23 protein-coding genes and 1 pseudogene are annotated in these 18762 nt (G+C 65.4%); 2 read left to right on the top strand and 22 right to left on the bottom strand.

Annotated elements, in window-relative coordinates; translation table 11 throughout:
- Positions 1–205 precede the first annotated feature (205 nt).
- The 10 genes from THL1_RS25650 to THL1_RS25605 all read right to left on the bottom strand — a co-directional run bounded on the left by THL1_RS25650 (position 206) and on the right by THL1_RS25605 (position 7128).
- Positions 206–778: a HupE/UreJ family protein gene (locus THL1_RS25650; RefSeq protein ID WP_069085873.1), complete on the bottom strand. Its 573-nt coding sequence runs from the start codon at positions 776–778 to the stop codon at positions 206–208.
- Positions 779–817: 39 nt separating this feature from the next.
- Complete coding sequence (gene ureG / locus THL1_RS25645) at positions 818–1432, bottom strand: urease accessory protein UreG (RefSeq protein ID WP_069085872.1); 615 nt, start codon at positions 1430–1432, stop codon at positions 818–820.
- Between the two features lie 14 nt (positions 1433–1446).
- Positions 1447–2121, bottom strand: coding sequence for an urease accessory protein UreF (locus THL1_RS25640; RefSeq protein ID WP_069085871.1), 675 nt, complete (start codon positions 2119–2121; stop codon positions 1447–1449).
- On the bottom strand, positions 2118–2618 hold the full coding sequence (gene ureE / locus THL1_RS25635) for an urease accessory protein UreE (protein WP_069085870.1): 501 nt from the start codon (positions 2616–2618) through the stop codon (positions 2118–2120). The genes THL1_RS25640 and ureE overlap by 4 nt, the downstream gene beginning before the upstream one ends.
- 170 nt (positions 2619–2788) lie before the next feature.
- A complete protein-coding gene (locus THL1_RS25630; RefSeq protein WP_069085869.1) occupies positions 2789–3424 on the bottom strand; it encodes a TetR family transcriptional regulator in 636 nt (211 codons plus the stop codon).
- Between the two features lie 250 nt (positions 3425–3674).
- A complete protein-coding gene (locus THL1_RS25625; protein ID WP_069085868.1) occupies positions 3675–3968 on the bottom strand; it encodes a hypothetical protein in 294 nt (97 codons plus the stop codon).
- Positions 3969–4257: 289 nt separating this feature from the next.
- Positions 4258–4596, bottom strand: a complete 339-nt coding sequence (osmE, locus tag THL1_RS25620) for an osmotically-inducible lipoprotein OsmE (RefSeq protein ID WP_069086634.1) — start codon at positions 4594–4596, stop codon at positions 4258–4260.
- 201 nt (positions 4597–4797) lie between these two features.
- Positions 4798–5166 carry an osmotically-inducible lipoprotein OsmE gene (gene osmE / locus THL1_RS25615; RefSeq protein ID WP_069085867.1) on the bottom strand — a complete coding sequence of 123 codons (369 nt, stop codon included), beginning with the start codon at positions 5164–5166 and terminating at the stop codon, positions 4798–4800.
- Positions 5167–5259: 93 nt separating this feature from the next.
- Positions 5260–6525, bottom strand: a complete 1266-nt coding sequence (locus THL1_RS25610; protein ID WP_069085866.1) for an Hsp70 family protein — start codon at positions 6523–6525, stop codon at positions 5260–5262.
- A gap of 156 nt (positions 6526–6681) precedes the next feature.
- Positions 6682–7128, bottom strand: coding sequence for a YqaA family protein (locus THL1_RS25605; RefSeq protein WP_069085865.1), 447 nt, complete (start codon positions 7126–7128; stop codon positions 6682–6684).
- A 186-nt stretch (positions 7129–7314) separates the two neighbouring features.
- Between THL1_RS25605 and THL1_RS25600 the strand changes: the two genes are divergently transcribed.
- Together THL1_RS25600 and THL1_RS25595 are read left to right on the top strand one after the other, a co-directional pair.
- On the top strand, positions 7315–8181 hold the full coding sequence (locus THL1_RS25600) for an isocitrate lyase/PEP mutase family protein (RefSeq protein WP_069085864.1): 867 nt from the start codon (positions 7315–7317) through the stop codon (positions 8179–8181).
- 97 nt (positions 8182–8278) lie between these two features.
- On the top strand, positions 8279–8545 hold the full coding sequence (locus tag THL1_RS25595; protein WP_069085863.1) for a DksA/TraR family C4-type zinc finger protein: 267 nt from the start codon (positions 8279–8281) through the stop codon (positions 8543–8545).
- Between the two features lie 8 nt (positions 8546–8553).
- On the opposite strand, the pseudogene THL1_RS25590 reads toward THL1_RS25595, so the two are convergent.
- From THL1_RS25590 to urtA, 12 genes and pseudogenes are all read right to left on the bottom strand, one after another.
- A pseudogene (locus tag THL1_RS25590) lies at positions 8554–8838 on the bottom strand (type II toxin-antitoxin system RelE family toxin).
- Positions 8828–9073: a type II toxin-antitoxin system Phd/YefM family antitoxin gene (locus THL1_RS25585; RefSeq protein ID WP_069085862.1), complete on the bottom strand. Its 246-nt coding sequence runs from the start codon at positions 9071–9073 to the stop codon at positions 8828–8830. Before THL1_RS25585 ends, THL1_RS25590 begins: the two are co-directional and overlap by 11 nt.
- Before the next feature lie 89 nt (positions 9074–9162).
- Positions 9163–10863, bottom strand: a complete 1701-nt coding sequence (ureC, locus tag THL1_RS25580; RefSeq protein ID WP_069085861.1) for an urease subunit alpha — start codon at positions 10861–10863, stop codon at positions 9163–9165.
- Between the two features lie 77 nt (positions 10864–10940).
- The gene (locus tag THL1_RS25575; RefSeq protein WP_069085860.1) at positions 10941–11246 is read right to left on the bottom strand and encodes an urease subunit beta; all 306 of its coding nucleotides are present in this window, start codon (positions 11244–11246) and stop codon (positions 10941–10943) included.
- A 5-nt stretch (positions 11247–11251) separates the two neighbouring features.
- Complete coding sequence (locus THL1_RS25570) at positions 11252–11752, bottom strand: GNAT family N-acetyltransferase (protein WP_069085859.1); 501 nt, start codon at positions 11750–11752, stop codon at positions 11252–11254.
- 8 nt (positions 11753–11760) lie between these two features.
- The gene (gene ureA, locus THL1_RS25565; protein WP_069085858.1) at positions 11761–12063 is read right to left on the bottom strand and encodes an urease subunit gamma; all 303 of its coding nucleotides are present in this window, start codon (positions 12061–12063) and stop codon (positions 11761–11763) included.
- A complete protein-coding gene (locus tag THL1_RS25560; RefSeq protein WP_069085857.1) occupies positions 12063–12902 on the bottom strand; it encodes an urease accessory protein UreD in 840 nt (279 codons plus the stop codon). Before THL1_RS25560 ends, ureA begins: the two co-directional genes overlap by 1 nt.
- 68 nt (positions 12903–12970) lie before the next feature.
- Entirely contained in the window at positions 12971–13669 is a 699-nt protein-coding gene (urtE, locus tag THL1_RS25555) for an urea ABC transporter ATP-binding subunit UrtE (protein ID WP_069085856.1), read from the bottom strand.
- Positions 13670–13765: 96 nt separating this feature from the next.
- Positions 13766–14626, bottom strand: coding sequence for an urea ABC transporter ATP-binding protein UrtD (urtD, locus tag THL1_RS25550; protein ID WP_069085855.1), 861 nt, complete (start codon positions 14624–14626; stop codon positions 13766–13768).
- Entirely contained in the window at positions 14627–15715 is a 1089-nt protein-coding gene (gene urtC, locus THL1_RS25545) for an urea ABC transporter permease subunit UrtC (RefSeq protein ID WP_069085854.1), read from the bottom strand.
- Positions 15715–17283, bottom strand: coding sequence for an urea ABC transporter permease subunit UrtB (gene urtB, locus THL1_RS25540; protein WP_069085853.1), 1569 nt, complete (start codon positions 17281–17283; stop codon positions 15715–15717). The genes urtC and urtB overlap by 1 nt, the downstream gene beginning before the upstream one ends.
- 203 nt (positions 17284–17486) lie before the next feature.
- Positions 17487–18752: an urea ABC transporter substrate-binding protein gene (gene urtA, locus THL1_RS25535; protein ID WP_069085852.1), complete on the bottom strand. Its 1266-nt coding sequence runs from the start codon at positions 18750–18752 to the stop codon at positions 17487–17489.
- Positions 18753–18762: the final 10 nt, after the last annotated feature.

Here is an 18762-nt window from a genome sequence, read left to right as displayed (position 1 = left end):
TCCGTAAGACGTGGACGGGCGTGCCGAATCAAACGCGCGGACTATGACAAAGACGTGACGGGGAGGCGAGGGGGATATGTGCGGGTTGAGATGAGGAGCGCGTTGCAAGGTCTATCGCGAATGAATTCGCTCCCACAAGGACGCACGCAGTCTTACCTGTGGGAGCGAATTCATTCGCGAAACGCTAAGGAAGGGTGTACCGGACTCAACCCGCCAGCAGCCACACCCCGGCACCTGCGGAAGCACCACCGGCAATGCGCACCAGTGGCGCAGCGGCTTGCGGCAGGGCACGGACCAGGCCGTAGCCGGCGGCATGCAGGGCGGTGGTGGCGGCGACGAAGCCGGCGGCATAGCCCCAGGGGCTGGCCAGGTCCGGCAGTTCCAGGCCGTGGGCGACGCCGTGGGCCAGGGCGAAGAGGGCGGTCAGGCCCATGGCCAGCCACAGCGGCGGACGTACCGCCACGGCCACCAGCAGGCCGAGGGCGAGTACCGAGCCGGCGATGCCGGTTTCCATCAGCGGCACTTCCATGCCGGCGAAGCCCGCGAAACCTCCCAGCAGCAGGGTGCCGGCGAAGGTCAGCGGCAGTGCCCAGCGAGCCGAGCCATGCTGCTGTGCGGCCCAGAGACCGACAGCGAGCATGGCCAGGAGGTGATCGAGGCCGGTGAGCGGGTGGGCAGCGCCCGCCATCAGGCCGGAGTGGTCGTGGCCAGCGTGGGCGAACGCCATGGCCGGGGTGAGGAACAGGGCGATGGCGAAGAGCGACTTGCGCAGGGTCATGGTGAAGCTCCTTGAAAACGAATCCTGTCGGCTGAGGGGTCAGGCGCTGGTCAGCAGGCCCTGCTTCTCGATGAAGGCGATGATCTCGTCGAGGCCCTGGCCGACCTTCTGGTTACTGAACACGAAGGGGCGTTCGCCGCGCATCTTGCGGGCATCGCGGTCCATCACTTCCAGCGAAGCGCCGACCATGGGCGCCAGGTCCACCTTGTTGATCACCAGCAGGTCCGACTTGCAGATGCCGGGTCCGCCCTTGCGCGGCAGCTTGTCGCCAGCGGAGACGTCGATCACGTAGAGGGTCAGGTCGGAGAGTTCCGGGCTGAAGGTGGCTGACAGGTTGTCGCCGCCCGATTCCACCAGGATCAGGTCCAGGCCGGGGAAACGACGGTTCAACTGCTCCACGGCTTCCAGGTTGATCGAGGCGTCTTCGCGGATCGCAGTGTGCGGGCAGCCGCCGGTTTCGACGCCGATGATGCGTTCCGGCGCCAGGGCCTCGTTGCGCACCAGGAACTGGGCGTCTTCCTGGGTGTAGATATCGTTGGTCACCACCGCCAGGTTGTAGCGGTCGCGCAGGGCGCGGCAGAGGGCCAGGGTCAGGGCGGTCTTGCCGGAACCGACCGGGCCGCCGATGCCGACGCGCAGGGGTTGGCTGTTCATATGCTGTGCATCTCCTAGGAACGGAACAGACGGCTGTACTGGCGCTCGTGCGCCATGCTCGCCAGGGCCAGGCCGAAGGCGGCGCTGCCCCAGCGAACCGGTGGGATTTCACTGGCCGCGTGCTGGGCCCGCTCCAGGCAGGGCAACAGGGCGGAGGTCAGGCGCTGGGCGGCTTGCTGGCCCAGCGGCAGGGTTTTCATCAGCACCGCCAGCTGGTTTTCCAGCCAGCCCCAGAGCCAGGCGGCCAGAGCGTCCTGCGGGGCGATGGACCAGGCGCGCGCGGCCAGGGCCCAGGCCACGGCGAGGCCGGGTTCTGCGAGTTCGGCGAGCAGGGCGCGGGCGGCGTCGTCCTGCTCGGGCAGATCGTTGAGCAACTGTTGCAGGGAATAGCCCATCTGCCGGCTTTCCTGCTGCAGCTCGCGGGTTTCGCGGCTGGCGCGGTGACGCTCGGCCAGCGCCTTCAGCTCGCTCCAGTCCTCGCGTTCGGCGGCCTCGCAATGGGCCAGCAGCAAGGGCGCTTCGAAGCGTGCCAGGTTGAGCAGCAGCTGGTCGGTGATCCAGCGTGCGGCACTGTCCGAGTCATGCACCAGGCCGCTGTCCACCGCCAGCTCAAGTCCTTGCGAGTAGCTGTAGCCGCCAATGGGAAGCTGGGGACTGGCGAGCCGCAACAGCTGCCAAGCCTTGTTCACTTGCGCACACCGAATTGATGCAGGCGTGGCGCGTAGCTGAAGTCCGCCTCCAACTGGTGAGAATGGTGATGGCCACCGCCGTAGGCGCCGTGTTCGGGCTGGAAACCGGCTTCGATGCTTTCCACGGTGGCACCGAGCTGTTCGAGCATGGCCTTGAGCACGTAGTCGTCCAGCAGGCGCAGCCAGCCATCGCCGATCTGCAGCGCAACGTGGCGATTGCCCAGGTGGTAGGCGGCGCGGGTCAGTTCGAAGGCACTGGCGCAGGTGACGTGGAGCAGCGTTTCCGGGCGGGCGCTGACTCGCACGACACGACCGTCCTGGCTGCGCAGGCAATCGCCGTCGCGCAGGGGCGGCTGGCCGCGTTCGAGGAACAGGCCGACGTCCTCGCCCTTCACCGTGAAGCAGCGCAGGCGGCTCTTGCTGCGCGCCTCATAGGTCAGCAGCAGTTCTTCGTCCCAGGTGGGCTGAGCGTCTATTCGTTCGTGGATGACCAGCATCGGGTGAATCCGGCAGTGTGCAGTGCCGGGTGTAGAGCAAGGCCCTTGCCAAGATGGCGGGGCGCCCGTTTACCGGGGTTCTGGCGAGGGCGTGCCTGTCTGTGGGGCGTGCTGGTGGTCTGAGATGGTGCGTCTTGCACCAATGTGGCGCGACGAAGTTGGCGAACCGGTCAGTTTTTCGGTTTGCCCGGACCCTGCCAGTGCTTGCCGCCAATCATGATGAAGCGCAGCTGTTGGGTGATCTTGGCGGCTGGCAGCAGGTGCGGGGGCAGGTTGTCCGCGGGTGGGTCGATGAGCTCGGGCAGGGTGGCGAAAACGGTCTTCACCACCAGGTCGGCGACCAGGTCGACCCCTTTGTCATCCAGTTGCGGCATGCGGTTGATCAGCTTGAGGTCGGCGGCGAGGTCGTCGGTGATGCGCTGGCGCAGCGCTCCGATGGCCTGACGCACGGGCTGGGAGCCGCCGTACTGCTCGCGGGCGAGGAACAGGAACTGGCCTCGATTGGCGGCCACCGCGTCGAGGAAGATGCGGACCGACGCTTCGATGATGCCGCCCAGCTCGAATTCGTTATGGCGTACCACGCGGATGGTGGCGCGGAAGGTCTCGCCTACTTCTTCCACCAGCGCCAGGCCCAGTTCGTCCATGTCGGTGAAGTGGCGATAGAAACCGGTGGGCACGATGCCGGCGTTGCGTGTCACCTCGCGCAAGCTCAGGCTGCCGAAGCCGCGGCCGCTGTCCATCAGGATACGCGCGGCGTCCATCAGGGCGTGGCGAGTCTGCTGCTTCTGTTCCGAGCGCGGGGTCATGGGGCGTGGCCGTTGGCGAATGTGCGGCGCACTCTAGCAAAACGACTTCGCGGGCGTCGAACACGCCTCAGTAATGCGCAACTTGTCACTGGAATGGGGGGCTATCGGTGCAGTTCGCCGTGTCATCAAGGGTGGATAGGAAGAGCGCTATCCAGTCTACGGGGCCGCTTTGCGGCCCTTCGCGAATGAGTTCGCTCCCACAAACAAAAAGCCCGGCATTCGCCGGGCCTGGAGGTTTTTCGCGCGGGAATCAGCTGACGCGCTGGGCTTGCAGCAGACGATCCGCACCACCTTCGGCGATGCGATTGGCGCCAGTACGGTCAGCACCGCTTTCGGCAACGCGGTTGGCACCACTGCGATCTGCGCCGCCTTCGGCGACGCGGTCCAGCACCATGAAGCCACCTTCAATGGCGACCGGCTCGATGACCTGGACGGTGGTGCCTTGCTTCGACTCACCCAGTACCGGTTGGGCATCGGACGGCAGGGCGAAAGCAGTGCTGGTCAGGGTGGCGAAGAACAGGGCGGCGAAGGCTTGGGTTTTCATGATCGTGGGCTCCTCGATGGGGGCTGGAAACTGGGTACGGAGCCAATCTTACGGATGGGGCGTCGATTAAAAAGTGAACACGCGCGATAGAGAACATCGACGCTGTTGATGATGCCAGGTGGGCTTATTAATCAATGAGTTGCGGAAATTTACAGGTGCGCTTGCCTGTTTTTCACAGCGCGTTCGGTGTTCAGCTGGAGTAGACCGGGGGATTTGCAGGTCGATAAGGCATGGACATGAGGTAGCGCTTCGGGGCTGCGGGAACAGATGCGCAAGCGCCAGGTGTGTTTCAGAGCTGCTCGCGTTCGGTCCTTTCGCGCTGCCCGCAGGTCATGAAACCCTTGTGGCGCACACGTCCCGTGCTATCGAAGCTGATGTGATAGGGCTGCTGGTGGCCTTCCTCGTTGAGGATGTAGTTGTTGCAGGAACCCGGATGCACGCTGCGCTGGACGATGGAGGAGGGACGCCCGCCAATGATCAGAACCTGTTGCCGGCTCATGCCGGGTTCGACGTTTTTCACCAGGGGCTGGTTGCGGAATGTGATGTAGTCCGTGGGGTTTTCGAGCTTGCTGGCGCAGCCCGCCATCGATGCCAGGGCACAAGCCATGACAAGCGCTTGCTTGTACATCATGGGTCCTCGTCGGTTTAACGCAGTTGAAACACAGCGGTTGGAACACCGGAAGGTAGGGAGAGTTCGCCAGAGAACGCCGGGAGGTGAATCAGGCGATGGACGGCATTGCGCCAGCAGCTGGCCAAATGCCTGGAGAAAGGGGCGAAAGCCTTGCCTGTAAAGGCTTCCGGCCCCCTTGATGGCAAACTGATACTTGCCTCAGTAGCCGCCGTCGCGCTCGACCTTCTTCTCGGCCTTTTCGCGTTCGGCCAGCTCCCGTTGCTCGCAGGTCATGAAGCCTTTTTCCTCGACTCGCCCATTGCTGTCGAAGCTGACGTGGTAGGCCTGCTCGTGGCCATCCTGGTTGAGGACGTAGTTGTTGCAGATGCCCGCATGGACCTTGCGGCGGATGGAGGATGACGGCGGACCGCCCAGGGCGCGCACCTGCTGCTCGGTCATGCCTTCATCTACTTGTTTGACCAGGGGTTCGTTGCGGTAGGTGTAGTAATCGGTGGGGTTTTCCATCTTGCCGGCGCAGCCAGCCACGGCGGCCAGGCTGCAGGCGAGGATCAACGCGTGCTTGCTCATTTCGGCACCTCTCCGTGTGTCCCTTGATGGAATTGAGCCTAGACCGCCCGTCCGACCCGGCTGCTGGTGCCGGACCGTTTTGCCGATGAACGGTCAGCCGTAGCGTTTCTTCGCTTCGATGGCCAGGCCGCTGCCGATACTGCCGAACAGGTTGCCTTCCACCTGGCGGGCGTTGGGCAGCATAGCCGCGACGCTCTGGCGCAGCGCCGGGATGCCGCTGGAGCCGCCGGTGAAGAACAGCGTGTCGACCTGGTCGGCGGTGGCGCCGGCCTGGGCCAGCAGCCCATCGACGCTGGCGCGGATGCGCACCAGCAGGTCATCGATGGCGCTCTCGAACAGCGGGCGGGTGAGGTCGACCGCAAGGCCCGGCTCGACGCGCGCGAGGTCGATGCGGCGGCTGTCGGTTTCGGTCAGCGCGATCTTGCTCTCTTCAACCTGCATGGCCAGCCAGTGGCCGGCGCGCTGTTCGATCAGGCCGAACAGGCGGTCGATGCCGGTGGCGTCGACGATGTCATAGCGCATGTTCTTCAGCGCCAGCTGCGTCTTCTGCGCGTAGACCGCGTTGATGGTGTGCCAGGTGGCCAGGTTGAGGTGGAAGCTGGTGGGCATCAGCGCGTCGCTCTTCATCCGACTGCCGTAGCCGAACAGCGGCATCACGCCCTGCAGGCTGAGCTGTTTGTCGAAGTCGGTCCCGCCGATGTGCACGCCGCCGGTGGCGAGGATGTCGTCCTGGCGCTCGGCCACTTCACGGCGCTGGGGCGACAGGCGCACCAGGGAGAAGTCCGAGGTGCCGCCGCCGATGTCGACGATCAGCACCAGTTCCTCGCGCTCGATGCCACGCTCGTAGTCGAAGGCCGCGGCGATGGGCTCGTACTGGAAGGAAACGTCCTTGAAGCCGAGTTTCTGCGCGACTGCGACCAGGGTGTTCTGCGCTTCCTGGTCGGCTTCGGGGTCGTCATCCACGAAGAACACCGGGCGACCCAGCACCACCTGCTCGAACTCCCGGCCGGCGGTTGCTTCGGCGCGCTGCTTGAGCTGGCCGATGAACAGGCCCAGCAGATCCTTGAAGGGCAGGGCGCTGCCCAGCACCGTGGTTTCGCTCTTGAGCAGGGGCGAGCCCAGCAGGCTCTTCAGCGAGCGCATCAGGCGGCCTTCGTAACCTTCCAGGTACTCGTGCAGGGCCAGGCGGCCGTAGACCGGGCGACGTTCTTCGGTGTTGAAGAACACCACCGAGGGCAGGGTGATCTTGTCGTCCTCCAGGGCGATCAGCGGCTCCATATCCGGGCGCCACCAGCCGACGGTGGAGTTGGAGGTACCGAAGTCGATGCCCAGGGCCTGGGCGGGGAGGGCGTTGCTCATGGTGCGGGCGTTCCGGCAAAAAAACGGCCGCGCAGTTTACGCGAGCGGGAAGAGGTTGTCCGGCGCAGTTCGTCGCGGTGTCGGGACAGCGCCCGGTGCGATACCCGCAAGGCCGGTCAGCATCGCCAGGTTGGGCCTCGCTGCGCTCGGACCAACCTACGGCATCGCTGTCCAGCCCAGGGTGAGTGCCGCCAGCACCAGGTATCGCCCCGCCTTGGCCAGGGTCACCAGCGTCAGGAATACCCAGAAGGATTCGCGCATCGCCCCGGCGACCAGCGTCAGCGGATCGCCAATCACCGGGACCCATGACAGCAGCAGCGACCAGCGTCCGTAGCGGTGATAGAAGGCTTGCGCCCGTTCCATCTGCGCCGGTTTCAGCGGGAACCAGCGCCGTTCGCGAAAGTGCTCCACATAGCGCCCCAGCAGCCAGTTCACCAGCGAGCCCAGTACGTTGCCGAAGGCCGCGACGGCCACCAGCGCCCAGGCCGGGTATGCCTTGGACAGCAGCAGGCCGACCAGCACGGCTTCTGATTGCAGGGGTAGCAGGGTGGCTGCGCCAAAGGCGGACAGGAACAGGCCCAGGTAGCCGGTGAGTGCCAGCACGTGCGAGGTCTCGGGAGAGGGGGCGCCAGTCTGGCCGGCGCGGGCGTAACGAACAAGACGGTAAGCGGACTGAAAGGCTGATCCGTTAGAATGGGCGCAGTCTGACAATGGAAAAACGGGGGCGCCGGCTCCAGAGTCACGGAGCCGGCTTCATCCTGACCCCCTTTCTGATCTTTGGTGCCCCCTATGCGTAGAGCTTCTCATCACGAGTTGCGCACGGCCTTTCGTGCGCTGCTGGACTCGGATTCCTGTTTTCACACCGCCTCTGTGTTCGACCCCATGTCCGCCCGTATCGCTGCTGACCTCGGGTTCGAAGTGGGCATCCTCGGTGGTTCGGTTGCTTCCCTGCAGGTACTCGCCGCACCTGACTTCGCCCTGATCACCCTCAGCGAGTTCGTCGAGCAGGCCACCCGCATCGGCCGCGTCTCGCGCCTGCCGGTGATCGCCGACGCCGACCACGGCTACGGCAACGCCCTCAACGTGATGCGTACCGTGGTCGAACTGGAGCGCGCCGGCATCGCCGCCCTGACCATCGAGGACACCCTGCTGCCCGCCCAGTTCGGCCGCAAGTCCACCGACCTGATCTCGGTGGAGGAAGGCGTCGGCAAGATCCGCGCGGCCCTGGAGGCACGTGTCGATCCGGACCTGGCCATCATCGCCCGTACCCACGCCGGCGTGCTGGATGTGGACGAAGTGATCAGGCGCACCAAGGCCTACGAGGCCGCTGGCGCCGACGGTATCTGCATGGTTGGCGTGGCTGACTTCGAGCACCTGGAAAAGATTGCCCAGCACCTGAGCATCCCGCTGATGCTGGTCACCTACGGCAACCCCAAGCTGCGTGACAACGACCGCCTCGCCCGGCTCGGCGTGCGCATCGTGGTCAATGGCCACGCGGCCTACTTCGCGGCCATCAAGGCCACCTACGATTGCCTGCGCGAGCAGCGCCAAGTCGCTACCGGCACCGAGCTCACCGCCACCGAGCTGACCCACAAGTACACCCTGCCCGAGGATTACATCGTCTGGGCCGAGGAGTTCATGGATGTGAAGGAGTAGCGCGACCTCCACTTGTCGCCTGGCGACCGCCCCCCTTGCAAAAGGCTGGAAGAAAGCCCAAATCTTCCACTGGGCCTTAAGCAAGCGGGAGGTCAGCATGGCCAGTGGTTGGGCCGGCGACGGCGCCGTCCAGGAACAGATCGACAGCACTATCGAAGACGCCATCCAGCGCGCGCGCAGCCAGTTGCCGAAAGGTGAAAGCCTTGCGCAGTGCGAAGAGTGTGATGCCGCTATCCCTGAAGCCCGCCGCAAGGCCATCCCCGGCGTGCGCCTGTGCGTCGCCTGCCAGACCGAGCACGACAGGGAAAACGCCGCCTATGCCGGGTACAACCGGCGGGGCAGCAAGGACAGTCAGCTGCGCTGAGGCGCCTTTTAAAGTCGATTCCGCGCTCTGTTGTAGACCAATCCGCGCTCACGCTTGCCAACGCTTATCACGACCACGGTGATGCGCTCATCTTCGACGCGATACACCAGACGGTAGCCGGCTGCACGGAGCTTGATCTTGAAGCAATCAGGCATGTCGTGAAGGGAATCGCTCGCAACGCGCGGCATCTATAGCCGCTCTGCGAGTTTCTTCTTGAATTGCTCTCGGACGGTATCGCCAAGTTTGCGCCATTCCTTCAGCGCCGAAGGCAGGAACTCCAGTTCATAGGTCATCGAGGCTGACTTTAACTCCCTTCTCATGGGCGCGGCTGCGGACGATCTCCGCCAGATCCTGATCGTCCAGATAGTCCATCAGCGCTTCGAAGGTTTCAGCCGGAATCATGTAGGCCATGACCTTGTTGTGATTGAGAACAGCCACTGGGGCGCCCTTCGCACCGGACACTACGGCCGAGGGATTTTTCTTCAGCTCGGATACGCTGACGGCAACATTGGCAAGAACGCTTTGCATGAATTTGACTCCAGAGTTTGGTGCCAAATTCTGGTCTTTTTATGGGCGCAACTCAAGTTGGAGATGCCGACAGGGCGATTCGTCCCGACTCAGAACAGGAAATACCGCTGCGCCATCGGCAGCACGTCCGCGGGCTCGCACCAGAGCAGCTGGCCGTCGGCCTTGACCTGGTAGTTCTGCGGGTCGACGTCGATGGTCGGCGTGTAGCCGTTGTGAATCAGGTCCTGCTTCTTCACCGTACGGCAGCCCTTCACCACGCCGATCTTCTTCTGCAACCCCAGCTGCGCGGGCACGCCCGCCTCGAATGCCGCCTGGCTGATGAAGGTGAGGCTGGTGGCGTGGCGGCTGCCGGCGTAGCTGGCGAACATCGGGCGGTAGTGCACCGGCTGCGGAGTGGGGATGGAGGCATTGGCGTCGCCCATCAGGCTGGCGGCGATGGCCCCGCCCTTGAGGATCAGCGTCGGCTTCACGCCGAAGAAGGCTGGGCGCCAGAGCACGAGGTCAGCCCATTTGCCCACTTCCACCGAGCCCACTTCGTGGCTGATGCCGTGGGTGATGGCCGGGTTGATGGTGTACTTGGCAATGTAGCGTTTGGCGCGGAAGTTGTCGTTGCCGGGCGCGTCCTCGGGCAGGGCGCCGCGCTGTTTCTTCATCTTGTCGGCGGTCTGCCAGGTCCGGGTGATGACCTCGCCCACACGGCCCATGGCCTGGCTGTCGGAGCTGATCATGCTGAAGGCGCCGAGGTCGTGGAGGATGTCTTCGGCGGCGATGGTTTCGCGGCGGATGCGGCTTTCGGCGAAGGCCACGTCCTCGGCGATGCTCGGGTCCAGGTGGTGGCAGACCATGAGCATGTCCAGATGTTCGTCGATGGTGTTACGGGTGAAGGGCCGGGTCGGGTTGGTCGAGCTGGGCAACACGTTGGAGAAGCCACAGGCCTTGATGATGTCCGGAGCGTGGCCGCCGCCGGCGCCTTCCGTGTGGTAGGTGTGGATGGTGCGGCCCTTGAACGCGCCGAGGGTGGTTTCGACGAAGCCGGATTCGTTCAGCGTGTCGGTGTGGATGGCCACCTGCACGTCGTACTGATCGGCAACCGACAGGCAATTGTCGATGGCCGCCGGGGTGGTGCCCCAGTCTTCGTGGAGCTTGAGGCCGATGGCGCCGGCCTTCACCTGCTCGATGAGCGGCTCTGGCAGGCTGGCGTTGCCCTTGCCGGTGAAGCCGATGTTCATCGGGAAGGCATCGGCGGCCTGGAGCATGCGCGCCATGTGCCAGGGGCCGGAGGTGCAGGTGGTGGCGTTGGTACCGGTGGCCGGGCCGGTGCCGCCGCCGATCATGGTGGTGACGCCGCTCATGAGCGCCTCTTCGATCTGCTGCGGGCAGATGAAGTGGATGTGCGTGTCGATGCCGCCGGCGGTGAGGATCATGCCCTCGCCAGCGATCACCTCGGTGCTGGCACCAATGGCGATGGTGACGTCGGGCTGGATGTCCGGGTTGCCCGCCTTGCCGATGGCTGCGATGCGTCCGTCCTTGAGGCCGACGTCGGCTTTGACAATGCCCCAGTGGTCGATGATCAGGGCGTTGGTGATCAGGGTGTCGACCACATCCGCCGCCAGCAACTGGCCCTGGCCCATGCCATCGCGGATCACCTTGCCGCCGCCGAACTTCACTTCTTCGCCGTAGGTGGTGAAGTCCTTCTCGACTTCGATCCACAGGTCGGTGTCGGCCAGGCGCACCTTGTCGCCGACGGTGGGGCCGAACATGTCGGCGTAGGCTTGTCTGCTGATTTTCATTCGTCCATCCCGTAGGGTGCGCTGCGCGCACCGAAACGCTATGCCAATTCCTCGGTGCGCATGGCGCACCCTACTCCTTACAACTTGCCCATCACCCGACCGGCGAAGCCGAACACGCGGCGTAAACCGGCCAGCTCGACCAGCTCCACCTCGCGGCTCTGGCCCGGCTCGAAGCGCACGGCGGTGCCCGCCGGGATGTTCAGGCGCATGCCACGCGCGGCGGCGCGGTCGAAGGCGAGTGCGTCGTTGGTTTCGAAGAAGTGATAGTGCGAGCCGACCTGGATCGGGCGGTCGCCGGTGTTGGCCACGGAGAGGCTCAGGGTGTGGCGGCCGGCGTTGAGTTCGATCTCGCCGTCCTGGATCTGGTATTCGCCGGGGATCATGGGAGTCACTCCAGGATGAGCTGCATGAAGGTGAGGTCGAGCCAGCGGTCGAACTTGCGGCCCACCTGGGGCATCTGCCCGGTGGTGACGAAGCCGAGGCGCTCGTGCAGGCGGATGGAGGCGGTGTTCTCGCTCTCGATGGCGGCGACCATTACGTGCAGGCCAGCCGTGCGGGCGCGCTCGATCAGCGCCTGCATCAGCGCCGGGCCGAGGCCCTGGCCGCGCTGGTCGCCGTGCACGTACACCGAATGCTCCACGGTGTGGCGGAAGCCTTCGATGGTGCGCCAGGTGCCATAGCTGGCGTAGCCGAGCACATCGCCTGCCGCGTTTACCGCCACCAGCACGGGGAAACCGGCGGCATTGCGGTCTGCCAGCCAGGCACGGCGGTTGGCCAGGTCCACCAGGGTTTCGTTCCAGATCGCCGTGGTGTTCTCCACTGCGTCGTTGTAGATGGCGAGGATGCCGGGGAGGTCAACCTCAATGGCATCGCGAATTTCGTAAGTCATGGCAGTGGTCACGCAATCGGCTGGTGGACGGTCACCAGTTTCGTACCGTCCGGGAAAGTGGCTTCGATCTGGATCTCCGGAATCATTTCCGGCACGCCCTCCATCACCTGGTCGCGAGTGAGCAGCGTGGTGCCGAAATGCATCAGCTCGGCCACGGTCTGGCCGTCGCGGGCGCCTTCCAGCAGGGCGGCGGAAATGAAGGCCACGGCCTCCGGGTAGTTGAGCTTGACGCCACGGGCGAGGCGCCGTTCAGCCACCAGGCCTGCGGTGAAGATCAGCAGCTTGTCTTTTTCGCGGGGTGTGAGATCCATCAGGTGCTCCAGATACGGGGTGCAACGGCCTCGCGGCCGAGCAAGGCAGGGCGCAACAGGCGCCAGAGGTCGATCAGCCAGGCGCGGGCGTGCAGCGCCTCGGCGGCGAGGCAGCGGGCCACCAGCAGGCCGGGCAGTTGGGTCAGGTCACCGCGCCCGGCACAGGCCAAGTCACGGCAGCGTTCGAGCAGTTCAGCGTCGATCTCGCCGGTGGCGATCAGGGTGGCGAACACTGGCTGGCCGGCGAGGCCGATGGGAGAGTCGAGCAGGCCATCGCCACCTTCGACGCGCTGGCGTTCGTGCCAGATCAGCGTGCCATTGCGGCGGATATCCAGATGCGCCTGGAAGTGTCCTTCGGTGAAGCGTTCGCCGGCGGCGGGGCGGCCGAGGGCGACCATGTCCCAATAGAACAGGCGGGCGTCGCCGACCAGCTCGATGTGGGTGGTCAGTTCGGCGCGGGCGCCGGAGAAGACGATGGTTTCCTGGGGCAGCCATTCCAGGGTGGCTCCGGCTTCGATGCTGAGCGCGACCTCCTGGAAGGCCGGGCTGGCGGCGCGATACCACTTGGCCGCGCCGGGGCTGGTGAGCTGCGTCCAGGCGCCTTTGCCAACGCGGGCGGTCAGGTCGAGACGGTCGCCGCCGGCAATGCCGCCGGGCGGGTGGACGATGATGTGCTGGCACACCTCGGGGCCTTCGGCGTGCAGGTGTTTCTGTACCCGCAGCGGGCCCTTGTGGCGTCGCTGCACGGGGCGTGTGGTGGCGCCATCGAGGGCGTAGGCCAGCTCCAGCTCGGCGTGCCAGCTGGGGGTGAAGAGGGCAGTGTCGGCAGGTGCGTTCATGAGTTGTTCTACAAGGGTGGGTTAGCCGCGAAGCGGCGTAACCCGCGCGGTGCATGGGTACGGGGACATCATATGGTCACCAGGCCGCGCACGCCTTCGGCTTCCATGTTCTCGCCCCGACCCTGCTGGATGATTTCGCCCCGGCTCATCACCAGGTACTGGTCGGCCAGTTCAGCGGCGAAGTCGTAGAACTGCTCCACCAGCAGGATGGCCATGTCGCCGCGCTCGGCGAGTTTGCGGATCACCGCGCCGATCTCCTTGATCACCGAGGGTTGGATGCCTTCGGTGGGCTCGTCGAGGATCAGCAGTCGTGGCTGACTGGCCAGGGCGCGGCCAATGGCGAGTTGCTGTTGCTGGCCACCGGAGAGGTCGCCGCCGCGGCGATGCTTCATTTCGCGCAGCACGGGGAAGAGTTCGTAGATGGACTCCGGCACGGCCTTGGCGTCTTTCGCGCTGAAGCGTGACAGCCCCATCAGCAGGTTCTCTTCCACCGTCAGGCGCGGAAATATCTCGCGGCCCTGGGGCACGTAGGCGATGCCGGCATGCACCCGCTGGTGCGGCTTGAAGCCGGTGATGGTGCGGCCTTCCCAGTTCACCGCGCCTTCCTTGGCTGGAATCAGGCCCATCAGGCACTTGAGCAGGGTGGTCTTGCCGACACCGTTGCGCCCGAGCAGGCAGGTCACTTCGCCGATCTTCACGTCGAACGACAGACCGCGAAGGATGTGGCTGCCGCCGTAGTACTGGTGGAGCTTGTCGACTGTCAGCATGTCGATGTCCTTGTTGCCTTGCAGTGCAATTCGGTGCGCGCGGCGCACCCTACGAGAGACGCCGCGCCAGGTAGGGTGCGCCGTGCGCACCGTCTTTCAGCGGCCGAGGTAGACCTCGATCACTTGCTCATTGGCCTGCACGTCGGCCAGCGAGCCTTCGGCCAGCACATGGCCCTGGTGCAGCACGGTGACGTGGTCGGCGATGCTGCCGACAAAGCCCATGTCGTGCTCCACCACCATCAGCGAATGCTGGCCGGCGAGGCTCTTGAACAGCTCGGCGGTGAATTCGGTTTCGGCGTCGGTCATGCCGGCCACCGGTTCGTCGAGCAGCAGCAACTGCGGGTCCTGCATCAGCAGCATGCCGATCTCGAGGAACTGCTTCTGGCCATGGGAAAGCAGGCCCGCCGGGCGATTGCGCGAGGCGTCCAGGCGGATCACCGCGAGCACTTCGTCGATGCGGTCCTTCTGCTCGCCGGTGAGCTTGGCTCGCAGGCTGGCCCAGACGGATTTGTCGGTCTTCTGCGCCAGCTCCAGGTTCTCGAACACCGAGAGCGCCTCGAACACGGTGGGTTTCTGGAACTTGCGGCCGATACCGGCCTGGGCGATTTCCACTTCGCTCAGGCGGGTGAGGTCGAGTGTTTCGCCGAACCAGGCCTTGCCGGTGTCGGGACGGGTCTTGCCGGTGATCACATCCATCAGCGTGGTCTTGCCCGCGCCGTTGGGGCCGATGATGCAGCGCAGCTCGCCGACGCCGATGTAGAGGTTGAGGTCGCGCAGCGCCTTGAAGCCGTCGAAGCTGACGCTGATGTCTTCCAGGGTGAGGATGGTGCCGTGGCGCACGTCCAGGCCCTGGCCGGCGACACGGCCGAGGCCCAGCGAGTCGCGGCCGCTGCCGGCGTCGCGGTTGGGATCGAAGGCGGGTTCGAGCATGAGTTCGGGTACCGGGGCTGCACGCATTTACTTGTCCCCCCGCTTCACCAGGCCGATCACGCCCTTTGGCAGATAGAGCGTGACGAGGATGAACAGGGCGCCGAGGAAGAACAGCCAGTACTCCGGGAAGGCCACGGTGAACCAGCTCTTCATGCCGTTGACCAGGCCCGCGCCGAGCAGCGGGCCGATCAGCGAGCCGCGGCCGCCGAGGGCTACCCACACGGCTGCTTCGATGGAGTTGGTGGGTGACATCTCGCTGGGGTTGATGATGCCCACCTGGGGTACGTAGAGCGCACCGGCCAGGCCGCAGAGCACCGCTGACAGCACCCAGATGAACAGCTTGTAGCCGCGCGGGTCGTAGCCGCAGAACATCAGGCGGTTCTCGGCGTCGCGCAGGGCCGTGAGCACGCGGCCGAACTTGCTCCGGGCCAGGCGCCAGCCGAGCAGCAGGCTGCCCACCAGCAGCGCCACTGTGGCCAGGAACAGCACCGCGCGGGTGCCCGGCGCGGTGACGTCGAATCCGAGGATGCGCTTGAAGTCGGTGAAGCCGTTGTTGCCGCCAAAGCCGGTTTCGTTGCGGAAGAACAGCAGCATGCCGGCGAAGGTCAGCGCCTGGGTCATGATCGAGAAGTACACGCCCTTGATGCGCGAGCGGAAGGCGAAGAAGCCGAACACCAGCGCCAGCAGGCCGGGCGCCAGCACCACCAGGCACAAGGCCCAGAGGAAGTGCTGGGTACCGGCCCAGTACCAGGGCAGCTCGGTCCAGGCGAGGAAGCTCATGAAGGCCGGCAGGCCATCGCCGGCCGCTTCGCGCATCAGGTACATGCCCATGGCATAGCCGCCCAGGGCGAAGAACAATCCATGACCGAGAGACAGCAGCCCCGCGTAGCCCCAGACCAGGTCCAGGGCAAGGGCGACTATGGCGTAGCAGAGGATCTTGCCCACCAGCGTCAGCGTATAGGCCGAGACCTGCAGCGGGTTGTCCGCCGGCAGCAGGTGCAGAATCGGCAGGGCCAGCAGGACGGCAAGTACCGCGACGCCGATGGCCAGCGACACGCGTGGGCCAAGGGTGGCCGTGGCGCGGGCGAGCAGGGTCCGGTTGAGTGGTTGAGTCATCAGTCGATCACCCTGCCTTTTAATGCGAAGAGCCCTTGGGGCCGCTTCTGGATGAAGAGGATGATCAGCGCCAGGATCAGGATCTTGCCCAGCACGGCGCCAATCTGCGGTTCGAGGATCTTGTTCGCCACGCCCAGGCCGAAGGCGGCCATGACGCTACCGGCGAGCTGGCCGACGCCGCCCAGTACCACCACCAGGAACGAGTCGATGATGTAGCCCTGGCCAAGGTCGGGGCCGACGTTGCCGATCTGCGACAGGGCGACGCCACCGAGGCCTGCGATGCCGGAGCCCAGGCCGAAGGCGAACATGTCCACGCGGCCGGTGGGCACGCCGCAGCAGGCGGCCATGTTGCGGTTCTGGGTGACGGCGCGGACGTTGAGGCCAAGGCGGGTCTTGTTCAGCAGCAGCCAGGTCAGCGCCACCACGAACAGGGCGAAGCCGATGATGACGATGCGGTTGTAGGGCAGCACCAGGTTGGGCAGCACCTGCATCCCCCCGGAGAGCCAGGCGGGGTTGGCCACCTCGACGTTCTGTGCGCCGAAGAGCACCCGTACCAGCTGGATCAGGATCAGGCTGATGCCCCAGGTGGCGAGCAGGGTTTCCAGGGGGCGGCCGTAGAGGTGGCGGATCACCGTGCGCTCCAGGGCCATGCCCATCAGGGCGGTGACGCAGAAGGCCACCGGCAGCGCCACCAGCGGATAGAGGGCGAGCAGCTCCGGCGCCAGGCGCTGGAAGCCGAGTTGCACCATGTAGGTGGTGTAGGCGCCGAGCATCAGCATCTCGCCGTGGGCCATGTTGATCACCCCGAGCAGGCCGAAGGTGATGGCTAGGCCCAGGGCCGCGAGCAGCAGGATGGAGCCCAGCGACAGGCCGCTGAAGGCCTGACCGAGCAGTTCGCCCACCAGCAGCCGGCGCTTGACCTGGGCCAGGCTGGTTTCGGCGGCGATGCGCACGCCGGCATCGGTTTCCACGCTTGGGTCGAGCAGGGTTTCGAGGCGGGTGCGGGCCAGCGGGTCGCCGGTTTCGCCAAGCAGGCGCACGGCGTTGAGGCGGATGGCCGGGTCCGGGTCGACCAGTTGCAGCTTGGCCAGGGCGAGGCTGATGGCGTCGCGCACGCCGGTATCCTCTTCGGCCAGCATGCGCTGGTTGAGCAACGGCAGTTGCGCGGGCTTGGCGCTCTTCTGCAGCTGGCGAGCGGCCTCCAGGCGCGCGGCGGGTTCGGCGGCGAGCAACTGGTGGCTGGCCTGGGCGGTGATCAAGAGGCCGCGCAGTCGGTTATTCAGGCGCAGTTTCTTCGGCGCACCGGCTGGAGCGGCGTCACCTTCGGCGGCGATGAAGGCGCCGTCCTGTTCGATGAAGGCCTGTTTCGCGTCAATGGCGACGCGGCCCTGCTGCAGGGCGTCCAGCAGCGGCTGGCGCGCGGCGTCGGGCTCGGCGGCCCATTGCTCCAGCAGTTTCGCCTGCTGCGCCGGGTTGGCCGCGGCGAAGTCGTTGGCGTCGCCGGCCAGTGCTTCGAGGGGAAGCAGCAGGGCCAGGGCGAGGAGGATTCGGGATAGGGCGGCGGACATGAGGGATTCCTTCGTGGCACCGTTAGCCCCCTCTCCCTTCAGGGAGAGGGTTGGGGAGAGGGTGCGCTCGGAACGGCCCTCTCCCCCGGCCCCCCGCTTCGCGGTCCGGCCCAAACGCAGAGCGTTTGGGCGCTCGCAGGCGCAGGAAGCGATGCTTCCAACAGCGCGCCTGCTCGCCCCGCAAGCGGGAGAGGGGAGGTCGGTCAGTTCGTCTTCACCGCGTAATCCGGTTTCTTGTCATTGCCAGGAATGAAGGGGCTCCAGGGCTGGGCGCGCAGCGGGCCTTCGGTCTGCCAGACCACAGAGAACTGACCGTCTTCCTGGATCTCGCCGATCATCACTGGCTTGTGCAGGTGGTGGTTGGTCTTGTCCATGGTCAGGGTGTAGCCGGACGGCGCGGCGAAGGACTGGCCGGCGAGGGCCTCGCGGACCTTGTCCACATCGGTGGTACCGGCTTTCTCGACGGCCTGGGCCCACATGTGGATGCCCACGTAGGTGGCTTCCATCGGGTCGTTGGTCACTGCGGTCTGGTAGTTGGGCAGGTTCTTGGCCTTGGCGTAGGCCTTCCACTGCTCGACGAATTTGCCGTTGACCGGGTTATCCACGGACTCGAAGTAGTTCCAGGCGGCCAGGTGGCCCACCAGCGGCTTGGTGTCGATGCCGCGCAGTTCTTCCTCGCCCACCGAGAAGGCCACCACTGGGACGTCGGTGGCTTCCAGGCCCTGGTTGGCCAGTTCCTTGTAGAAGGGCACATTGGAGTCGCCGTTGACGGTGGAGATCACTGCAGTCTTGCCGCCAGCGGAGAACTTCTTGATGTTGGCGACGATGGTTTGGTAGTCGCTGTGGCCGAAGGGGGTGTAGACCTCTTCGATGTCCTTGTCGGCGATGCCCTTGCTGTGCAGGAAGCTACGCAGGATCTTGTTGGTGGTGCGCGGGTAGACGTAGTCGGTGCCCAGCAGGAAGAAGCGCTTGGCGTTGCCGCCGTCTTCGCTCATCAGGTACTCGACGGCCGGGATGGCCTGCTGGTTCGGCGCGGCGCCGGTGTAGAAGACGTTGGGGGAGAGTTCTTCACCCTCGTACTGCACCGGGTAGAAGAGCAGGCCGTTGAGTTCCTCGAAGACCGGCAGCACGGATTTGCGCGACACCGAGGTCCAACAGCCGAAGACCACATCCACCTTGTCCTTGGTCAACAGCTGGCGGGCCTTCTCGGCGAACAGCGGCCAGTTGGAGGCCGGGTCCACCACCACCGGTTCAAGCTGCTTGCCGTTCACGCCGCCCTTGGCGTTGATCTCGTCGATGGTCATCAGCGCCATGTCCTTCAGCGAGGTCTCGGAGATCGCCATGGTGCCGGAGAGCGAGTGCAGGATGCCGACCTTGATGGTCTCGGCTGCCTGGAGGGTCCAGGACATGCCCATGGCGGCGATGGATGCGGAAAGGGTGAACGCCTTGATCAGGCTGCGACGTTGCATGGGTCGATCT

Origin of the sequence: Pseudomonas sp. TCU-HL1, assembly GCF_001708505.1 — a bacterium.
GTDB lineage: Bacteria > Pseudomonadota > Gammaproteobacteria > Pseudomonadales > Pseudomonadaceae > Metapseudomonas.
Note: the sequence above shows the minus strand (reverse complement) of the source record. Positions and strands in the feature narration are given on the sequence as shown.